At 65.2% G+C, this 17427-nt stretch carries 16 protein-coding genes; 8 read left to right on the top strand and 8 right to left on the bottom strand.

The genetic code is table 11. The annotated features are described in order from the left end of the window. Positions 1-28 precede the first annotated feature (28 nt). Positions 29-1075 carry an LCP family protein gene (locus tag HMPREF0372_RS16795; RefSeq protein WP_007495109.1) on the bottom strand — a complete coding sequence of 349 codons (1047 nt, stop codon included), beginning with the start codon at positions 1073-1075 and terminating at the stop codon, positions 29-31. A gap of 114 nt (positions 1076-1189) precedes the next feature. Continuing rightward, complete coding sequence (locus tag HMPREF0372_RS16790) at positions 1190-1495, bottom strand: hypothetical protein (protein WP_007495108.1); 306 nt, start codon at positions 1493-1495, stop codon at positions 1190-1192. A gap of 121 nt (positions 1496-1616) precedes the next feature. Between HMPREF0372_RS16790 and HMPREF0372_RS16785 the strand changes: the two genes are divergently transcribed. The 4 genes from HMPREF0372_RS16785 to HMPREF0372_RS16770 are packed head-to-tail and all read left to right on the top strand — an operon-like array spanning position 1617 to position 4681. Continuing rightward, a complete protein-coding gene (locus HMPREF0372_RS16785; RefSeq protein ID WP_007495107.1) occupies positions 1617-2276 on the top strand; it encodes a Crp/Fnr family transcriptional regulator in 660 nt (219 codons plus the stop codon). Between the two features lie 17 nt (positions 2277-2293). Further along, a complete protein-coding gene (locus tag HMPREF0372_RS16780) occupies positions 2294-3334 on the top strand; it encodes an ABC transporter substrate-binding protein (RefSeq protein ID WP_007495106.1) in 1041 nt (346 codons plus the stop codon). Then, positions 3309-4106 (top strand): ABC transporter permease, encoded by a 798-nt coding sequence (locus tag HMPREF0372_RS16775; RefSeq protein WP_009257467.1) that lies wholly within the window; start codon positions 3309-3311, stop codon positions 4104-4106. Before HMPREF0372_RS16780 ends, HMPREF0372_RS16775 begins: the two co-directional genes overlap by 26 nt. Further along, on the top strand, positions 4103-4681 hold the full coding sequence (locus HMPREF0372_RS16770) for an ATP-binding cassette domain-containing protein (protein WP_007495103.1): 579 nt from the start codon (positions 4103-4105) through the stop codon (positions 4679-4681). Before HMPREF0372_RS16775 ends, HMPREF0372_RS16770 begins: the two co-directional genes overlap by 4 nt. 43 nt (positions 4682-4724) lie before the next feature. Here the strand turns inward: HMPREF0372_RS16770 and HMPREF0372_RS16765 are convergent, their stop codons facing one another. Genes HMPREF0372_RS16765 through HMPREF0372_RS16755 form a run of 3 tightly spaced genes read right to left on the bottom strand, consistent with a single transcriptional unit; the run spans position 4725 to position 7747 of the window. Then, entirely contained in the window at positions 4725-4997 is a 273-nt protein-coding gene (locus tag HMPREF0372_RS16765; protein ID WP_007495102.1) for a chorismate mutase, read from the bottom strand. A 20-nt stretch (positions 4998-5017) separates the two neighbouring features. Continuing rightward, on the bottom strand, positions 5018-6457 hold the full coding sequence (locus HMPREF0372_RS16760) for an SLC13 family permease (RefSeq protein ID WP_007495099.1): 1440 nt from the start codon (positions 6455-6457) through the stop codon (positions 5018-5020). Positions 6458-6484: 27 nt separating this feature from the next. Beyond that, the gene (locus HMPREF0372_RS16755) at positions 6485-7747 is read right to left on the bottom strand and encodes an FAD-dependent oxidoreductase (protein WP_007495097.1); all 1263 of its coding nucleotides are present in this window, start codon (positions 7745-7747) and stop codon (positions 6485-6487) included. Between the two features lie 177 nt (positions 7748-7924). Here HMPREF0372_RS16755 and HMPREF0372_RS16750 point away from each other — a divergent pair, with 177 nt between their 5' ends. Both HMPREF0372_RS16750 and HMPREF0372_RS16745 read left to right on the top strand, forming a co-directional pair. Beyond that, the gene (locus HMPREF0372_RS16750; protein WP_007495095.1) at positions 7925-8827 is read left to right on the top strand and encodes a LysR family transcriptional regulator; all 903 of its coding nucleotides are present in this window, start codon (positions 7925-7927) and stop codon (positions 8825-8827) included. A gap of 94 nt (positions 8828-8921) precedes the next feature. Next, positions 8922-10796, top strand: coding sequence for an LTA synthase family protein (locus HMPREF0372_RS16745; protein ID WP_039997894.1), 1875 nt, complete (start codon positions 8922-8924; stop codon positions 10794-10796). Positions 10797-10960: 164 nt separating this feature from the next. Here the strand turns inward: HMPREF0372_RS16745 and HMPREF0372_RS16740 are convergent, their stop codons facing one another. Genes HMPREF0372_RS16740 through HMPREF0372_RS16730 form a run of 3 tightly spaced genes read right to left on the bottom strand, consistent with a single transcriptional unit; the run spans position 10961 to position 15250 of the window. Next, on the bottom strand, positions 10961-13306 hold the full coding sequence (locus tag HMPREF0372_RS16740) for a transglutaminaseTgpA domain-containing protein (RefSeq protein WP_007495092.1): 2346 nt from the start codon (positions 13304-13306) through the stop codon (positions 10961-10963). After that, the gene (locus tag HMPREF0372_RS21135) at positions 13303-14313 is read right to left on the bottom strand and encodes a DUF58 domain-containing protein (protein WP_007495090.1); all 1011 of its coding nucleotides are present in this window, start codon (positions 14311-14313) and stop codon (positions 13303-13305) included. Before HMPREF0372_RS21135 ends, HMPREF0372_RS16740 begins: the two co-directional genes overlap by 4 nt. Positions 14314-14317: 4 nt before the next feature. Continuing rightward, complete coding sequence (locus HMPREF0372_RS16730; RefSeq protein WP_039997891.1) at positions 14318-15250, bottom strand: AAA family ATPase; 933 nt, start codon at positions 15248-15250, stop codon at positions 14318-14320. 257 nt (positions 15251-15507) lie between these two features. Here HMPREF0372_RS16730 and HMPREF0372_RS16725 point away from each other — a divergent pair, with 257 nt between their 5' ends. Continuing rightward, positions 15508-15963 (top strand): ribosome maturation factor RimP, encoded by a 456-nt coding sequence (locus HMPREF0372_RS16725; protein WP_007495083.1) that lies wholly within the window; start codon positions 15508-15510, stop codon positions 15961-15963. Between the two features lie 84 nt (positions 15964-16047). Further along, the gene (gene nusA / locus HMPREF0372_RS16720) at positions 16048-17205 is read left to right on the top strand and encodes a transcription termination factor NusA (protein WP_007495081.1); all 1158 of its coding nucleotides are present in this window, start codon (positions 16048-16050) and stop codon (positions 17203-17205) included. Positions 17206-17427 lie beyond the last annotated feature (222 nt).

The following is a 17427-nucleotide window of genomic DNA, read 5'->3' as shown; positions in this document are numbered from 1 at the left end:
GCCGCTGCATTGCAGCGGCGCCTTTTTGTCACGGCTTCTGAAAAATGTTGAGATCCGCCGCGGTGAGCGGCGCGTTGTAGGGGTTGATGAGGGAGTTGACGGTCTCCAGGGCGGCCTCCGGGTCCAGCTCGTAGCAGGAGCCCCAGCGGTAGCCCCGGCTGTCCACATAGTAGACATTCTCACCCGCCAGGGTGGCGCTGGCAAAGCCCGTGGAGAAGTCCAGGCCCAGGGCGGGCTGGGCAAACCAGAGGGCCTCGCTGAACTCCAGATCAGTGTCCACATACTCCAGGAAGAGGTTCACGTAAGAGTTGATCTTCTGCGGATTGGACAGGGCTTTTTTCAGAATGGCGGCGATGAGCTGCTGCTGGGTACGGGTGCGGCCGATGTCTCCGTCCGGATAGGCGCCGTAGAGGTTGTCGGGGTAGGAGCCGGGGCCGTCGGAGTTGTTGCGGCAGCGGGCCACCTTGAGCACGTCCTCGCCGGTCAGGTGCTGGAGGCCGGGCTGGTAGTGGATGTGGAGGTCCTGGGTGGGATCGTCAAAGCTCATGCGCACCGGTACGTCGAACTCGATGCCGCCCAGCTCATCCACCAGGGCCACAAAGCCGTCCACGTCCACCGCCACATAGTAGTCGATGGGCACGCCCAGCAGGTCGGAGACGGTGTCCCGCAGGTTCTCCGGCCCCTTGTGGTAGGCGGCGTTGATCTTCCCGCTCTCCAGCAGGGTGTCCCGGGGGACGGAGACCATACCCACCTTCTGAGCCTCAGTGTCGTAGGAGGCCACAATGATGGTGTCGGCGTTGCCGCTGGACTGGTCGCTGGCGGCCAGCAGAAAAGTGTATGTCCCTTCCCGCCTCTGGCGGCCGGGCGCTTCGGTCTGATCCGGGGAGAGGGAGCCGGCGGGGGCCTCCGGTGTGGGCTCCGGGGCCTGGGTGGGCTTTTTGGAGGCCAGGCGATAGGCGCAGTAGAGTACCACGATGATGGCGGACAGGACCACCAGGATGCGATATGCCAGCTTCCCCGCCCGGCGGAGGGGGGAGACACGCTTTTTTTTGCGGATGCGACGGCGTTGGGCCACAGAGAGGCGCCCCCTTTTCTCAGGTGTGATTATGTCAACAAGTAACCACTAGTATATAAAATGGGAAGCCGTCTGACAAGAGAAAGTTTGCAAACTTCACGAATCTGTAAGAACTCAGAGGCGGCTCTGGATACTCAGGGTTGCGGCGGTGAGCGCGTTGACGGCCCCCAGCAGCTCCACCAGAAGCTGATTTTGGCAGGCCAGGGCCTCCAGAATCCGGTCCAGCCCGTCGGCGGGCGGCGGGGTAGGACAGTCGATGCAGTAGGGGATGGGATGGGCGTAGCGCTTCATGGGCTCCTCCTCCAGAGGGGCGCCCTCCAGCCGCTGGCGGGCCATCCGGCGGCCCTGGGCGATGATGGCCTGGGCCTGGGACTCGGCCTGGGCCCGGGCATCCCGGCCGGGCTGACGGCAGTTTGACATGGCAGTTACCTCCTTTTTACCCCATTTTATGGAAAAGCAGCCCAATTTGCGCTTGACATTTGGAAAATACGTGCTACACTAAACTGTACCGTATGAGACAGATTTGAGGGAGGGAGAGCCAATGGACAGCCGGGAAGCGGCCGAGCGGGCCCGATTGGCGGAGACCTTTCTCTTCCGGGGTGCGCCGCCGGAGGCGGTGGAGCTCGCCCGGACCGACCCCCGCACGGTCCGGCAGGAGAACGGTAAGGGCGGGGTGATTTACGCCCCTCACGCCTTCCGCCGCTGCCTGGGCGTGGTGCTGGAGGGCCGGGTGCAGGTGAACAAGGGCGCGCTCATCATGAGTGTGCTGGAACCGGGGGATCTCTTCGGCGCGGCGGCCCTGTTCAACGACCGGGCGGACTACGCCACCACCCTCACCGCCCGCGCGCCCTGCCGGGTGCTCCTTCTGCCCCAGGCGCTGGTGGAGGAGCTGATGGTCCGCTTTCCGGAGGTGGGGCGCAACTATGTGGCCTACCTGTCCGGCCGCATCTGCTTTCTCAGCGGCAAGATCGACGCCCTCACCGCCGGCAGCGCCGAGCGGAAGGTGGCCCAGTACCTGCTCTCCCGGCTGGAGGGGGGATGGGTGGAGCTGGACTGCTCTGCCGCCGGCCTGGCCCGGCGGCTGGGGGTGAGCCGCGCCTCCCTCTACCGCGCCCTGGACGCCCTGGCCGGGCGGGGGGTTCTCCGGCGGGAGGGCAGACGGGTGCAGGTGCTTCAGCCGGACGCGCTGGAACAGAATTAGGAAAGGAAGAGATTGACATGAAACAGAAGCTGCTGTCCCTGGGCCTGAGCCTGGCCCTGGTGCTGGGCCTGGCTGCGGGGTGCGCCCCCAAGGCCGGGCCGGAGGAGTCCCCCGCGCCGGAGACGTCCTCCCCCGTCGCGGAAACCCCGCCGGCCGAGACCGTTGCCCCTTACCAGACCATCCGGCTGGGCCTGCTCAACGGCCCCACCGGCATGGGAGCGGCCAAACTGCTCTCCGACAGCGACGCGGGGGAGACGGTCAACCACTATGAGTATGCCATCGGCTCCGACCCGTCCACCGACATTGTGCCCAAGCTGAACAACGGCGAGCTGGACATCGCTGCGGTCCCCACCAATCTGGCGGCCACCCTCTACAACAAGGCGGGCAGCATCAGGCTGCTGGCCCTCAACACCCTGGGCGTGCTCCACATCCTGGAGAACGGCGACACGGTTCACTCCATGGCCGATCTGGCGGGCAAGACCATCTACAGCATCAACCAGGGCACCAACACCGAGTACGTGCTCAACTATCTGCTGGAGGAGAGCGGCCTCACCCCCGGCGAGGACGTGACAATCGAGTGGAAGACCAGCGAGGAGGTCACGGCCCTCATGGCCTCCGGCGGGATCGATCTGTGCATGCTCCCTGTCCCCGCCGCCACCAGCGTCATGATGCAGAACGCCGATGTGCGGGACGCCATCGATCTCAACGACGTGTGGCAGGACGTGGGGGCCGCCGGCACCTTTACCATGGGCTGCGTGGTGGCCCGGAGCGACTTCGTGGAGGAGCACCCGGAGGCGGTGGACGCCTTCCTCACCGAGTACGCCGCCTCCATCGCCTATGTGAATGAGCACCCGGAGGAGGCCGCCGCCCTGGTCGAGCAGTACGGCATCGTCCCCAAGGCCGCCGTCGCCAAGGCGGCCATCCCCCAGGCCAACATGGTCTGTCTGACCGGCGACGAGCTGAAGGGCATCTCCGACTACTATGAGGTGCTCTATGCCGCCGACCCCACCTCGATCGGAGGGGCCATCCCGGATGATAATTTCTACTATATTCCGTAATCGAACCACACAAAAAATACTGCGCGTTGTCGTGCCCCTGGCCTTCTGGCTGGGGGCTTGGCAGCTTGCGGCCATTTGGGTGGACACAGTATATACCCCCGGACATGGAGCCCTGCTCCTGCCCTCTCCCCTGCTGGTGTGGGAGCGGCTGGCCGCCCTGGCCGCCCGGCCCTCCTTCTGGCGGACAGCGGCGGTGAGCCTGGGCCGCATCTTCGGCGGCTTCGCCCTGGGGGCGGCGGCGGGCACCCTGTTGGCCGTCATTACCTCCGCCCTCTCCTGGGCGGACTGGCTGTTCCGGCCCATGGTGAAGGTGATCCGCGCCGTGCCGGTGGCCTCCTTCATCGTGCTGGTGCTCCTGTGGGCCTCCACGGGGCGGGTGCCCGCCATCGTCTCGGGGCTGATGGTGCTGCCGGTGCTGTGGGGCAATGTTTGTAAAGGTATCAGCCAGACCGACGGGCAGCTCCTGGAGGCGGCGCGGGCCTACCGCTTCGGCCGCTGGAAGACCCTCCGGCTGGTGTATGTCCCCTCGGTGCTGCCCTATTTCGCCAGCGGCTGCGCCACCGGCCTGGGCCTGGCCTGGAAGGCGGGGGTGGCCGCCGAGGTGCTCTGCCAGCCCAGGCTGGCCATCGGCACCCAGGTCTACCGGGCCAAGATCACCCTGGAGACCCCCGATCTCTTCGCCTGGACGGCGGTGGTGATCGCCCTCAGCTTTCTGCTGGAGTACGCCCTGGGCCTCCTGTTCCGGCGGCTGGGGAAGGGGGCAAAGCTGTGATATCAGCGGAACATATTACGGTCTGTTATGGGGAAAAGCGGGTGCTGGACGACTTCTCCCTGGTGCTGCCGGAGACGGGGATCACCGCCCTGTCCGGCCCCTCCGGCTGCGGCAAGACCACCCTGCTGCGGGTGCTGGCGGGCCTCCAGCGGCGGTCGGCCGGGGTGGTGACGGTTCCCCCCCGCCCCACCCTCCTGTTTCAGGAGAACCGCCTGCTGCCCTGGCGGACGGTGGAGCAGCACATCGCCGATGTGCTCCCCCGGGCGCGCCGGGGGGAGACGGGGCGCTGGCTGGCCCTGGTCGAGCTGGAGGGGGAGGAGCCCGCCCGCCCCTCTGCCCTCTCCGGCGGCATGGGGCGGCGGCTGGCCCTGGCCCGCGCCCTGGCCTGCGGCGGCGGGCTCTACCTGCTGGACGAGCCCTTCACCGGCGTGGACGCCGCCCGGGCGGCCCGCATCCTGGAGCGGGTACGGGCCCTGGGCGTGCCGGTGCTCCTGTCCAGCCACGAGGCGGAGATCGTCGCCCTCTGCGACCGGGTGATCCCCCTCGCCGGACCGCCCCTCCATAGGGCGGATTGAACAGTAGAGCCGCTCCGAATCAACGGAGCGGCTCTTTTATGCGCTATGTGTCTTGATGCCTAGCCTGTTCAGCCCGACTAAGGGCCATTAGATGAACCATGAAGTCGGTCAAACTATCGGTATAGGCCGGGTTGTGAAGGAGACTGCGGGCATGTCGGAGCACCTCTTGTTCCCGGCTGCTCTGTAAGATGGGGATATGCTGGCGCTGTTTGAGCTTGGCAATTTGACAAACCAGCTCCATACGCTGCTCGAACAGCTCCACGAGCTGGCAGTCCAGCAGGTCAATCTTCTGGCGAAGAGCGTGTAATTCGTCCATGAAAGCGCCTCCGTCAGGGATTATGCGCCCATAAGAGCGCTGGCAATGGGGTAACCGACTGCAACAGTAACCACGATGGAGATGACCATCAGAATCGTGCCATAAAGAATTACCTGCCCTGTTTTTGTCCAGCCGGAGCCAATGGCCAGGGGAACATTGGGGTGGGCAGGGGGCGTGACAAAGGCATAGCTGGCCAGCATCCCAATGATCATGGCAATGGCCGGTGTGCTGACAGCGCCGCCGCTGGCCATGCAGAGGGGGATTGCTACAGCGCAGACTACCGTAACGGTGACCATATTAGACGCCACATTGGTCATGACGGCGGCCCATACGGTAAAGACCAGAATCAAAAGCCAGACGGGCAGGCCGTTGAGGGTGGGGGCGATAGCTCCGCTGAGCCAGTCGGTCAGTCCGATCTCCGCATTGGTCATGGCGGAGCCGAGTGCAAGAGTAGCGCCTGCCATGATAACACTGCCCCACTCCACGCCCTTCTGCATGGCCTCTTTGAAGTTCATGAGTGGAGCACCTCCTACCGACAGCAGGCACAGGGCCACCGCGCCGACCAACGGGGGAAAGGCGGTACCTTGGGTGTCCAGGAAGCTGGCTACAGCGGGGAGGATAGGTTCGATAAACTCAGGGAGAACCCACATAGCGACCACCAAAAAGAAGATGATCAGAGTTGCCTTTTCACGGCGGTCAGCCGGGGTGACGCTGCGCTTGAGCGCATCAAAGTCCAATCTGGAGACACAGGACAGATCCGGACGCAGCACAAAGCGAAACAGCAGAAGCATGGCGGCGAAGCAGAGCAGGCCGACCGGTACGGCAAAGGCCATATAATGGATATAGCTGACGCTGGTGCCGGTGGCGTTTTGATAAAATCCAATGGCCATGATGGGAAACACGTGGGCAATGGGGGTCATTCCGCATGAGATGGCAGAGGAGAAAAGCTGCCCCAGCATTAGAGCGTTGGCCAGCCGGTCGTCCTGCCGCAGCTCCAGCTCCTCGCAGATGGCGCGGAGAATGGGAAGATAAATAACGAAGACCACCGAGGGAGACATAACCAGACCAATGACCAGGATAGAGGCGCAGTAGAGGATCAGAAAGCACCAGGGACTTCTGCGGGCGATGCGGCTGCTGATGAAGAGGATGGCGCAGCGTTTGACAAAAGAGGTCTTGGAGATGGCGTAGGTACACATAAAGGTGAACAGGAGAAAGGCAACGGTGGAATTGCCAAGAGAGTTTGCCAGAACGCTCCCCATGGTCAGCTCCGGCACGGTGACGAGGGCGGCCAGGGCCAGGAGGCTGGGCCAGTCGATGGAGAGAGTGAGCCAGAGAATCAACGCGCCGATAAAGATACCGAGCACCTGCATGGCGGAGCTGGTCATACCGGATGGCGCGGGCAGAAAACGAAAGCCGATGATGCAAAGAAGGGCTGCCAAGATGGAGATTGTCCGTTTCATGTGTAATCCCCCATTTCACAATTTGAATCAGATACAGGCGCCCTGCCGGCGCAGCTCTGCTTGAATTTCAGAGACAGGAGTACCGCGACCGGCGGCGAGAAAGGCGGCGGCCACGCCAGCAGCCTGACCGGTGGCAAAGCCGATGCCCATGACGCGGACCGAGGCAAAGGCTACGGCATCAGCACTGACCAGACGTCCGGCGCCCCACAGATTGGCGGTACTGCGGGATTTTAGACAGCGGAGCGGAATGTCGTAGTAGCCGTCATCTTTGACCCAGAGATAGTCTGCCATCCGGTTGATGTCGGTGTGCATTTCGCAGGGCCATGCGCCTCTAGCCACTGTATCGGGGTGCTTAACGGCGCCAAGTACCTCCTCAGCAGTCAGTATGTGTTCACCAACCAGATGACGGGTATCACGGATACCGAGCTTGTAACCGGAGGAGACCAGACGGCAGTGCTCCATGCCGGGTAGGTACTTCCGGAAGGCGGCCACATACTCCTGACACTGAGCGCGGGTATTCATCTCGCAGGCGGTGAGCGTCTCGGCGTCCAGCGCGGGTACGGCTACACTGGGCAGGATGGCGTAAGCCGTATCTGGAGCAGTACGAAAGACGATGCCGGATTCCTTGGTTAGGCGGTGGAAGCCCTCCGCCTTGGCGCGCTGTATGGCCTCCTCCAGGACGGCGGGGGCAAATTTGGCCTCTAGCCCTACATGATCCAAGCGCATCATCTTGGTGGATAGGTAGCCTCCGCCCGCTCCGTCTCCAAAGCGCAGCTCCGCCCCGGCCAAATGGGCCAGATTTCCATCTCCGCTGGCATCGACAAAGGCTTTGGCCCGAAATTCATAGGTGCCCTCGTCGTCTACACAGTGGATAGACTGAATCGAGCCATCCGGACTGGTCTGAGCCGAGATCATCCGGCAGTGCAGCAGTACCTTTAGTCCGCTGTAACGCTGTACCAACAGGTCCAGCGCATATTTCAGAGCCTCCTCATCCAGAGTGACGATGGCATTTTGTACAGAGGAGAGCCGATAGCCGTCATAGGCCCCCAGCTCATGAAGCAGCTCCAGTACCTGCTGGCCAACACCCCTTACAATTTGTTGGGGAGGATTGCTGTGGGTAAAGAAACCGCAGTAGGAGGCCACGTTGGCATTGGTGGCCTGCCCGCCCAGGCTTCCATTGCGTTCCACCAGCAGACAGGCGGCGCCCGCCTGCGCCGCGCCGACAGCGGCGGCAATGCCTGCGGCGCCGCCGCCAACCACCACCACATCATAGCTTTGGACTTTCTCCATTAAAACCACTCCTTTTTTGGTGCGCCTTTTGTCGAAATCAACTATATCATAAGGGGAATATATTTGTAAAAGTCATAAAAACTATAATATTAATAGTTTAACTAAATGAAATTGCGTCTGATGCATTGACACAGATATCTCCGGCTCGTATACTGAAGCTGAGAAGGGAGGATAGGCATGGAGCGCAGTCAGTTAATCTACGTGGTGACCGTGGCGGAGTGCGGGAGCGTAACGCGGGCGGCAGAGAAGCTGCACCTATCACAGCCGTCGTTGTCCAATCAGATTATTCATTTGGAGCAGGAGCTTGGAATAGCGCTATTTGCCCGGGTACGGAAACGGGTGCATCTGACAGAGGCGGGCGAGGTGTTTGTCCGCCATGCCCAGCGAATACTCAACGACATGCAGGCGCTGGCGGAGCGCATGGAGGATTACGCAGCCAACCGGAGCGGGCGTGTGCGCATTGGGGCGCTGCCAATTATGTGCGCGCTCCATATCCCGGAGCTGATAGGCGGCTTTCACAGTGAGTACCCAAGTATTACCCTGACTTTGCAGGAACGGGGAAGTGCGGAGCTGCTCCAGGCGCTGGAACAGAGTGAGATTGATGTGGCGTTTGCCATTCTTAACCCCTCGGAGCCGGCAGTTGGACAGGTGCACAGCCTTCCGCTGCTCCAGTCGGAGATATGTGCTGCCGTTCATGTGGACAATCCCCTGGCCTGCCGAGACGCGATAGAACTGGAGCAGCTGGCGGACCAGACGTTGATCACGCCCAATCAGGACTTCAACCTGTCGGGGATAATCCTGTCCCATTTGTCCAGCCTGGGGATTTCCTGCCAGGTACAGAATATTTGCAGCCAGATCGACTCCTGTTTGGCGCTGGTAAATAAGAACATGGGCATCAGCTTTTGCAGCCGCGCCTCTGCGGACTACTACCGATATCCCAACGTGGTGTCAGTTTCCATAAAGCCGGTCATTTCCCGGACGGTCTATCTTGTCTATAAAAAAGATCTGGCGTTTTATCCCTCTCTGCAGCACTTTGTACGCTTTGCCGCGGAGTTCTGGAGGACAAACGTTATATTATAAAGATTTTTGGAAAACGGGCGAAATTCGTTGTACTTTCGCCTGTTTGTGCTAAAATAGTTGTCATAATCATTTGAGAGAAGGCAGCAAACAATACATGACATACACCGTAGACACCCCGCGCAGCAGGCGGCGCTTCCGATGGCCACGCCTCCCCCTGGGAGAAGGGCAGGCCGCCTGGACCACCCGGGCCCTAATGCTCCTGGCCCCCCTGCTCTCCTTCACCCTGGTGGAGTACCTCAACTACAACAACCCCTGGACTGACTTCACCGCCCTTCAGATCGCCCTCAATCTGGCGTGGTACTACCTGGGGGAGCTGTTTTTCTACTTCGTCCTCCGGCGGCGGGCCTCGGCCGTCAAGTGGGCCATGGGGATCGCCTGGGGCCTGGGCATGGCCAACCACTACCTGATCTCCTTCCGGGGGCGCACCCTCTTTCCCGGCGACTTCCTCACCCTCCGCACCGCCGCCAACGTGGCGGGCAACTACGACTACCGGCCCGACTCCATGCAGTGGCTCACCATCGGCGTGTTCGCGGCGGTGCTGCTGGCCCTGTCCTTCCTGCCAAACGAAAAGAAAAGGCCCTTCCCGTGGCGGCTCTTTGTCCCGGCGGCCGGGGCCGCCGCGGTCTTTCTGGGCGTGTTTTTCGGCACCGGGTTTGTGGAGAGCCGGGGCATTGAGCCGTCCATGTGGACGACCCGGGGCAACGGCCTGTTCCTTAACTTCTCGGTGTGCCTGAAGTACATGAGGGTGGAGCGGCCGGAGAGCTACTCGGAGGAGGCCCTCGCGGCCCTCGCCGGGAGCGCTCCCAGCGACCCGGCCGCCGTGCCGGCGGCCGGGGAGGACGGCATGATTCGCCCGGTGAACGTCATTGTCATCATGAACGAGTCCCTCTCCGACCTTTCTGTGCTGCCCGGCGTGGAGAGCAATACGGACGCCATGCCCTTCCTCCGCTCCCTGACGGAGAACACCATTAAGGGCTACGCCTACTCCTCCGTGTTCGGCGGCACCACCGCCAACTCGGAGTACGAGTTCCTCACCGGCAACACCACCGCCTTCCTGCCCGCAGGCACGGTGCCCTACCAGATGTATGTCTCCGACGGCGATCCCACCCTGGTGGGGCAGATGGCCGCCCTGGGTTACCGCACCGTGGCCGCCCACCCCTACCGCTCCTCCGGCTGGAGCCGTCCCTCGGTCTACCAGGATTTCGGCTTTGACGAGGTATACTTTGAGGGGGACTTCCAGGACCGGAAGTACATGCGGGGGGACGAAAAAACCGGCTATGTCACCGACCAGTGCGACTACGAGAACCTGATCCGCTGGTATGAGGAGAAGGAGGCGGGGGAGCCGCTGTTTCTCTTCAACGTGACCATGCAGAACCACTCCGCCTACCAGATGGCGTGGACGAACCTGCCCCGGGAGGTGTGGCTTACCGGGGCGCTGGAGGGCCGCTTCAACACGGTCAACCAGTATTTGTCCCTGGTGTACCAGAGCGATCAGGCCTTCGAATACCTGCTCGACTACTTCTCCCAGGTGGAGGAGCCCACCCTGATCCTCCTCTTCGGCGACCACCAGCCCCAGGTGGCCACCAACTTCTATACCGACGTGCTGGGGACGGCCCCGGATACCGCCGCCGCTCAGAGAAAACAGATGGTGCCCTTCGTCCTCTGGGCCAACTACGACATACCGGAGGCCCAGGGGGTGGAGCTGTCCCTCAACTACCTGTCCGCCCTGCTGATGGACACCGCCAACCTGCCCATGACCGGGTATCAGAAGTACCTGGCCCGGCTGTGGGAGGCCGCCCCGGTGATCAACACCGTGGGCATCCGGGACGCCGGCGGGAACTGGTACGGCGAGAACGAGGCGCTGCCGGAGGAGCTGGAGGCCGCCGTGGAGGACTACCGGGTGCTACTCTACAACAATGTATTTGACAAGAAAAACCGGGTGGAGGGGTTCTTCACCCTGACGGAGTGACACCCGTATCCCGCCCAAATCAAACGCAGCCGCAGGCCGCCCAGTCTCACTAGAGACTGGGCGGCCTGTCGAATGAGAAGATAAAATGCAGGGGCGGCCACAGGGGCCGCCCCTGCTCAGGGCGCGGGAAATGCCGCCCGGCGGCGGTCAGGCCAAACGGGACCTCAGTACAGCCCCAGCAGATAGCGGAAGGCGAACCGCTTCCACCAGGGGAGGGACTTGTCCACCGCCTCTGCCGCGGCGCGGGCGGCGCGGAGCACCGCGTCCCGCTCCTCGGCGGTGAGGGTGTGGGGGCTGAATTTGGCCTTTTGGGCCAGCTCCCCGGCCCGGGCGGGCGGCTCCGCTCCCCAGCGGGTCAGCTGCTGAAGATAGAGATAGGCCGCGATGGCCGCCCGGTTGGGGTTTTCATCCTGGAAGCGCCGCTCCCGGCGGCGGCGGGCCCAAAAGCGCCGCAGGGGGAGGGCCAGCGCCAGCAGAAGGGCGGCCAGGAGGGCCGGAAGCAGGCGGAGAGGGAGCTTCGGGCCCTCATTCGGGAGGGCCGCCGACGGCGTGGGGGTGGGTGTAGGCGCGGCGGAGTCGGGGGCGCGGCTGGCCTGGGGCGTGGGCGTGGGAGAGGGGGTGGCCTCGGGCTCCTCCGCGCCGCTCTGGGCGGGAGTGCTCCCGGCGTAGACGGGGGTGACCTCCACCGGCTCCCACCCGTAGCCGTCGATGTAGACCTCCACCCAGGCGTGGGCGGCGGAGTCGGGCACGTTCACGCGGCCGGAGGCGGGCACGTCGGCCACAAAGCCGGAGACATAGCGGGCGGGGACGCCCATGCTCCGCAGTAGCAGCACGGCGGCGCTGGCAAAGTGCATGCAGTAGCCCCGATGGCTCTCGGTGAGGAACCAGGCCACAAAGTCCTCCCCCTCCGGCGCGGCGGGGGTGTCGGGGTCGTATTCCGCGACGGCGGCCAGGTAGTCCGCCACCACCTGGGCGGCTTCCAGCTCATAGGGCTGCTTCACAGCGGCGGGGGAGACGTACTGGGCCTGCCGCAGCCAGTCGGCCAGCGGCTCCAACGCGCCGTCCAGCGCCTGGCGGAGCGCCGGGTTTTCCGAGTAGAGGGGCACCTGGAGATAGTACTCCCGCACGAAGTCCGCGTAGGCCGCCTCCGCCAGAGACAGCTCCCCCCGCAGGCCCGCGGAGGCGGCAGGGGAGGCGTCGGGCTGGACGTAGATGGTGTGGGTCCACACCCGGGCCGCCCGGGCCAGATAGGCGTCGTGGACGAATTCCGCCCCGGACAGCTCGGCGGGCTGGGTCAGGATATGGTAGGGAACGTAGACATAGCCCGGATCGGCCCCCACATTGCGCACGGTGATCCTGGCGTAGGGGCTCTCCGGGTGGGCATCCCGAACCGCCAGGGCGGGGAAATTCATGGGCTGGAACTGGGCGAACAGGGACTCAGCCCCAGTGACGCCAAGGTCCATGTCCAGCGTGACGGGCGCTCCATATGTGACGCCGTGGAGGCGGGCCTGCCAGTTGTAGGCCGCCTCATCCAGCGGCTGCCAGCTCTCGCCGTCATATACCGCGTCGGAGAGCCCCCGCAGGTAGATGCGGCCAGTGAGGTCGGTCTCCACCTCCAGCACGGTGCGTCCGGAGAAGCGCAGCGGCCCCGCGTCGGAGAGAGAGACGGAGCCGTCGGCGTCGGCCAGCCGTCCCCCGCCGCTGCCAATGCCGAAGGGGCCGCTCCCCTCCAGCAGGCCGTCCCCCAGGCGGACGGCCTGATTGGTGAGGTGCTGTAGGGCCCGGTCGGCCCAGGCGGGGCGCTGGTAGGTGTCCATGGGCATGGCCAGGCTGAGGGCGGCCAGCAGCAGGGCGGCGGCCGGAAGGGCGGCCAGGTTGAGGCGCGCGGCCCCCAGGGGCGAGGTGCGGGCCAGCAGGGAGGTGAGGGCCGGCACCACCCACCCCAGCACCAGGGCCATCAGGGGCAGCCAGCCCGGGGTGACCGAGATGCACAGGGGGAGCAGCACGAAGGGGAAGGAGCTGACGAAGACCAGCCAGAAGGAGCGCAGGCACACGACGCCCAGCCCCAGCAGGGCGCCCAGCGGTACCAGGGCCAGGAGGACGAGCAGGGTGGCGCAGTTGGTCCAGAGGGCTTCGGGGAGGGAAAGGGCGGGCTCCAGGGTGAAGCCCAGCTCCAGGCTGGCGGAAACGGTGTTGACCACGTCCACCCGCAGGGCGTCGGCCCCCAGGACCAGCGGCTGCCACAGCCGCCGCACCGCCAGGAGCCAGGCGGCGGCCAGCAGGGCCAGGGGAAGGGCCCACCAGCGGCGGGGGAGGGACCAGAGGCCGAGGAAGGCCAGTGCGGCGGCGGCGCAGCCCAGCAGCAGGGGGAGGGCGTGAATCTGGACGGAGAAGGCGGTAAGGAAGGAAAAGACGGTGCCCGCCAGCACCAGAAGGAGGAGGCAGCCGTCCCCCAGCAGGACGGCGGGCCCCCGCCGCAGAGGCGCGGCGGCGCGGCGCTTGCGCTTCATGGCGCACCTCCTTCCAGTCCGGTGGGCGTTACATGGATGTGCCGGAGGGGACCGGCGCGGCCGGGCAGGCGCAGGGTGGTGTCCAGGATGGAGCGTCCCTCCGCCGGGGCGGGCCGGGAGAAGGCCAGCTCCAGGCAGGCCAGCAGGGCCCGCTCCGAGTCCACCAGCCGCCCCTCCACGCCGCCGCCGGTGGGGCTGGCCCACTGGATATGGTGGGGCCTGCCCCGCTCCAGCAGGGCCCGGGACAGGGCGCACAGCCGGGCGAAGGTCTGGTCCAGCGCCGCGGGGGCGCCGAAGTGGTCATAGGTGAGCACCAGGGTGGTCTGCCGGGGCTCCAGGGTCTCCCGCACCACCAGCTCGTCCCGCTTGGAGGAGAGCTTCCAGTGGACCGAGCGCAGGGGGTCCCCCGGCCGGTAGTCCCGCAGATCGTAGTCCTCCCCCGGCCCTCCCCCTGGGCGGGGGAGGAGCGCACCGCCGCCGGGGCCGCCCCCCAGCAGGCGCTCCGGCAGCGCCTGTTCCATATCGGGCGGCAGGATCAGCACCGCCGCCGGCCGCCCGGTGGGGATGGGCAGGGGGAACAGGCCCAGCAGATCGCAGGTCCAGGCCCGCTCCGCCCGGCAGACCAGCCGGCCGCAATGGGGGGTGGCCAGCTCCAGAGTGGGCGGAGCGCCTGGTGCGGTGCGCACGGGCTCCCACCGCACCCGCCCGCCCGCGCCGGTGAGCTGGTTGCTCCAGTGGAGACGGGCCTGAAGCCGGGGCAGGGGCAGGCGGGTGCGGCTGCGCAGCCGCACCTGAAAGACCGCGTCCTCCCCCTGTACCACCGTGGGAGCGGCGGAGGTGAGAAGCAGTGTGCAGCCCAGCACCGACGGCAGGCTCAGCAGCACCGACAGCAGGGGGAGCAGCAGCACCAGCGCCAGGGTGAAGGTGGACAGGTAAAAGCGGAACACGATCTGAAAGAGCACTGCCCCGCCCAGCAGGGCCGCGTAGGCAATCCGACGGTACGCCATGGCGTCAGGAGATCCGGGGGGCGGGCACCCGCTCCAGCAGCTCCGAAGCGGGGTCGAAGGAGCGGTCGGCCTCCGCACGGGGGGAGAGGAGCAGCCGGTGGGGCACCACGTCGCCAAAGACCAGGGACACATCCTCCGGCAGAACATAGTCCCGGCCCCGCACCAGGGCGGCGGCCTTGGCCATGGCGGTGAGGGCCAGGGTGGCCCGGGGGCTGGCCCCCTGGAGAATCATGGGGTGGCTCCGGGTGGCGCCCACCAGGCGCACGATGTAGTCCAGCACCTCATCGGATACGTAGACCTGTCCGGCCTGGGCCCGCAGGGCAAGCAGGCCGTTGAGCTCCAGCACCGGGCGCACCCCCTCCAGGAGTGCGCCCCCCTGCCGGCGGCGCACCATGGCCATCTCGTCGGCGGGGGCGGGGTAGCCGATGGACAGGCGCACCATGAACCGGTCCATCTGGGAGTCGGGCAGAAGCTGGGTGCCGGAGGCCCCCGCCGGGTTCTGGGTGGCGATGACCAGGAAGGGCTGGGGCACCGGGTGGGACACCCCATCCACCGTCACCTGCCCCTCCTCCATAGCCTCCAGCAGGGCGGACTGGGTGCGGCTGGTGGCCCGGTTGAGCTCGTCGGCCAAAAAGAGGTTGCACAGCACCGCGCCGGGCTGGTACTCCATCCGGCCCGCCTCCTTGTTGTAGAGGGTGAAGCCCGTGATGTCCGACGGCATCACGTCGGGGGTGAACTGGACCCGGTTGTACCGGAGGCTCAGGGCCCGGGAGAAGGCCAGGGCCATGGTGGTCTTGCCCACGCCGGGAATGTCCTCCAGCAGGATGTGGCCCCCGGCCAGAATGGCCAGCAGCACCTTTGCCAGTACCTCGTCCTTGCCCACCACGGCGCGGCGCACCTCGCCCAGAATGGCGGCGGCCAGCTTGCTCCCCTCCATGGAAACGCCCTCCTTATCATCTGTCTTACCCTCCATTCTAGCAGAGCTTTGATTTATGTCAACGAAAAAAGAGTTACAGATTGGGCTCCGGGCCAAACAAACGCGCAAAACCTCTTGCACTGCGGGATTTTTTGTGCTATAGTACATACGATAGTAAGTAGTGGTATGGTGAGAGTGGGGTCGCGGCTCCGCTCTTTCTTATTGAAAAAACGGGGTATGTAAAATTATGGGAAATATCCCGGAACGGAGGTCAAACCATGGCGAAAGTGACGGAGCTGGTGGCCGCTCTGGCCGCCCCCATTGCCGAGCAGAACGGCTGCACCCTCTGGGATGTGGAGTATGTCCGGGAGGCGGGGCAGTGGTTCCTGCGGGTGTATATCGACAAGCCGGAGGGGATCTCCATCAACGACTGCGAGGCGGTGAGCCGTCCCCTGTCCGACGCGCTGGACGAGGCCGACCCCATTGAGGGAAGCTATGTGCTGGAGGTGTCCTCCGCCGGCGCAGACCGCCCCCTGAAAAAGCCCGCCCACTTCCAGCAGTTCCTGGGCGCGGAGGTGGATGTGCGCCTCTACCGGCCCCTGGACGGCCGAAAGGAGTACACCGGCGTGCTGAAGGGCTATGATGGCGGCGATGTGACCATCGAGACCGCGGGCGAGGCCCGCACCTTTGTCAAAAAGGATGTGGCGCAGGTGCGCCTGACGGTGCATTTTTAAGGAGAGCGGGTACGGGCCGGGGGCCCGTACCGACGATGCAGGGGCGACCTGCGGCCGCCCGCAGGAGAAATAAGGAGTGCAGTTATGCCGAAGAAGAATGCCAAAGCGCAGAAGTCCAACGAGCTGGACGGGGCGGAGTTCTTTGCCGCCATCAACCTGATTGAGAAGGAGAAGGGTATCCCCAAGGCCTACATGCTGGAGAAAATCACCCAGGCCCTGGTGTCCGCCTACAAGCGGGACCACGAGGGCGCGGGGGACAACGTGGCCGTGGAGGCCGACGAGGAGGCCGGTACCGTGCGCATGTTCGTCAAGAAGGACGTGGTGGAGGAGGTCGACAACCCCTGCACCGAGATGAGCCTCCAGATGGCACGGGAGAAGCTGCCCCACGCCCAGCTTGGCGACGTCATCCGCATCGAGGTGCGCACCCGCGATTTCGGCCGCATCGCCGCCCAGACCGCCCGCCAGGTGATCATCCAGGGTATGCGGGAGGCCGAGCGGGGGATGATCTACGACGAGTTCTCCTCCAAGGAGCACGAGATCCTCACCGGCGTGGTCACCCGCGTCGATCCCCGCTCCGGCGCGGTGAGCCTGCGCATCGGCTCGGGCAGCGAGGCCACCGAGGCCTTCCTGGCCCCCGGCGAGCAGGTCAAGGGCGAGGCGTACCTCGAAGGGATGCGCCTGCGCGTCTACGTAGTGGAGGTGCGCCGCTCCACCAAGGGACCCCAGGTACTCATCTCCCGCACCCACCCCGGCCTGGTCAAGCGCCTGTTCGAGCTGGAGGTGCCTGAGATCTACGACGGCACCGTGGAGGTCAAGTCCATCGCCCGTGAGGCGGGCAGCCGCACCAAGCTGGCCGTCTGGTCCGCCGATCCCGACGTGGACCCCATCGGCGCCTGCGTGGGCCCCCGGGGCCAGCGGGTCAACAACATCGTGGAGGAGCTCAAGGGCGAGAAGGTGGATATCATCAAGTGGTCCGAGGAGCCGGCGGAGTACATTGCCGCCGCCCTGTCCCCCGCCGATGTTGTCAGTGTGGCCGTCCGGGAAGAGGGCAAGGCCTGCCGTGTGGTGGTGCCCGACGACCAGCTCTCCCTGGCCATCGGCAAGGAGGGCCAGAATGCCCGGCTGGCGGCCAAGCTGACGGGCTGGAAGATCGACATCAAGCCCGCGTCCGCCCCCGCCGACGAGGAGCCAGAGGACGAAGCGGACGTCCTGCTGGACGACGAGGCCGAGACCGAGGAATAAGCCCTGCGGGGGCGGCCTCCTGAGTGGGGCTGGCCCTCCCTGGGACCCGCCGCAGGCGGGACGGCGCTTGCGCCGCACAAGCGTTTTGCCAAAGGCAAAACCTTGGTTTGGGGCAATTCAGTTGTCCCAAACGGGATGGAAACAGGGTCCCCGCAAAAGGCCCTGCCTTTTGCGGGGCGGGTCAGAACGCCCGGCTGGCGGCCAAGCTGACGGGCTGGAAGA

The organism is Flavonifractor plautii ATCC 29863 (assembly GCF_000239295.1).
GTDB classification, from domain to species: Bacteria; Bacillota; Clostridia; order Oscillospirales; family Oscillospiraceae; genus Flavonifractor; species Flavonifractor plautii.
This window is presented reverse-complemented; position numbering and strand designations above follow the sequence as displayed.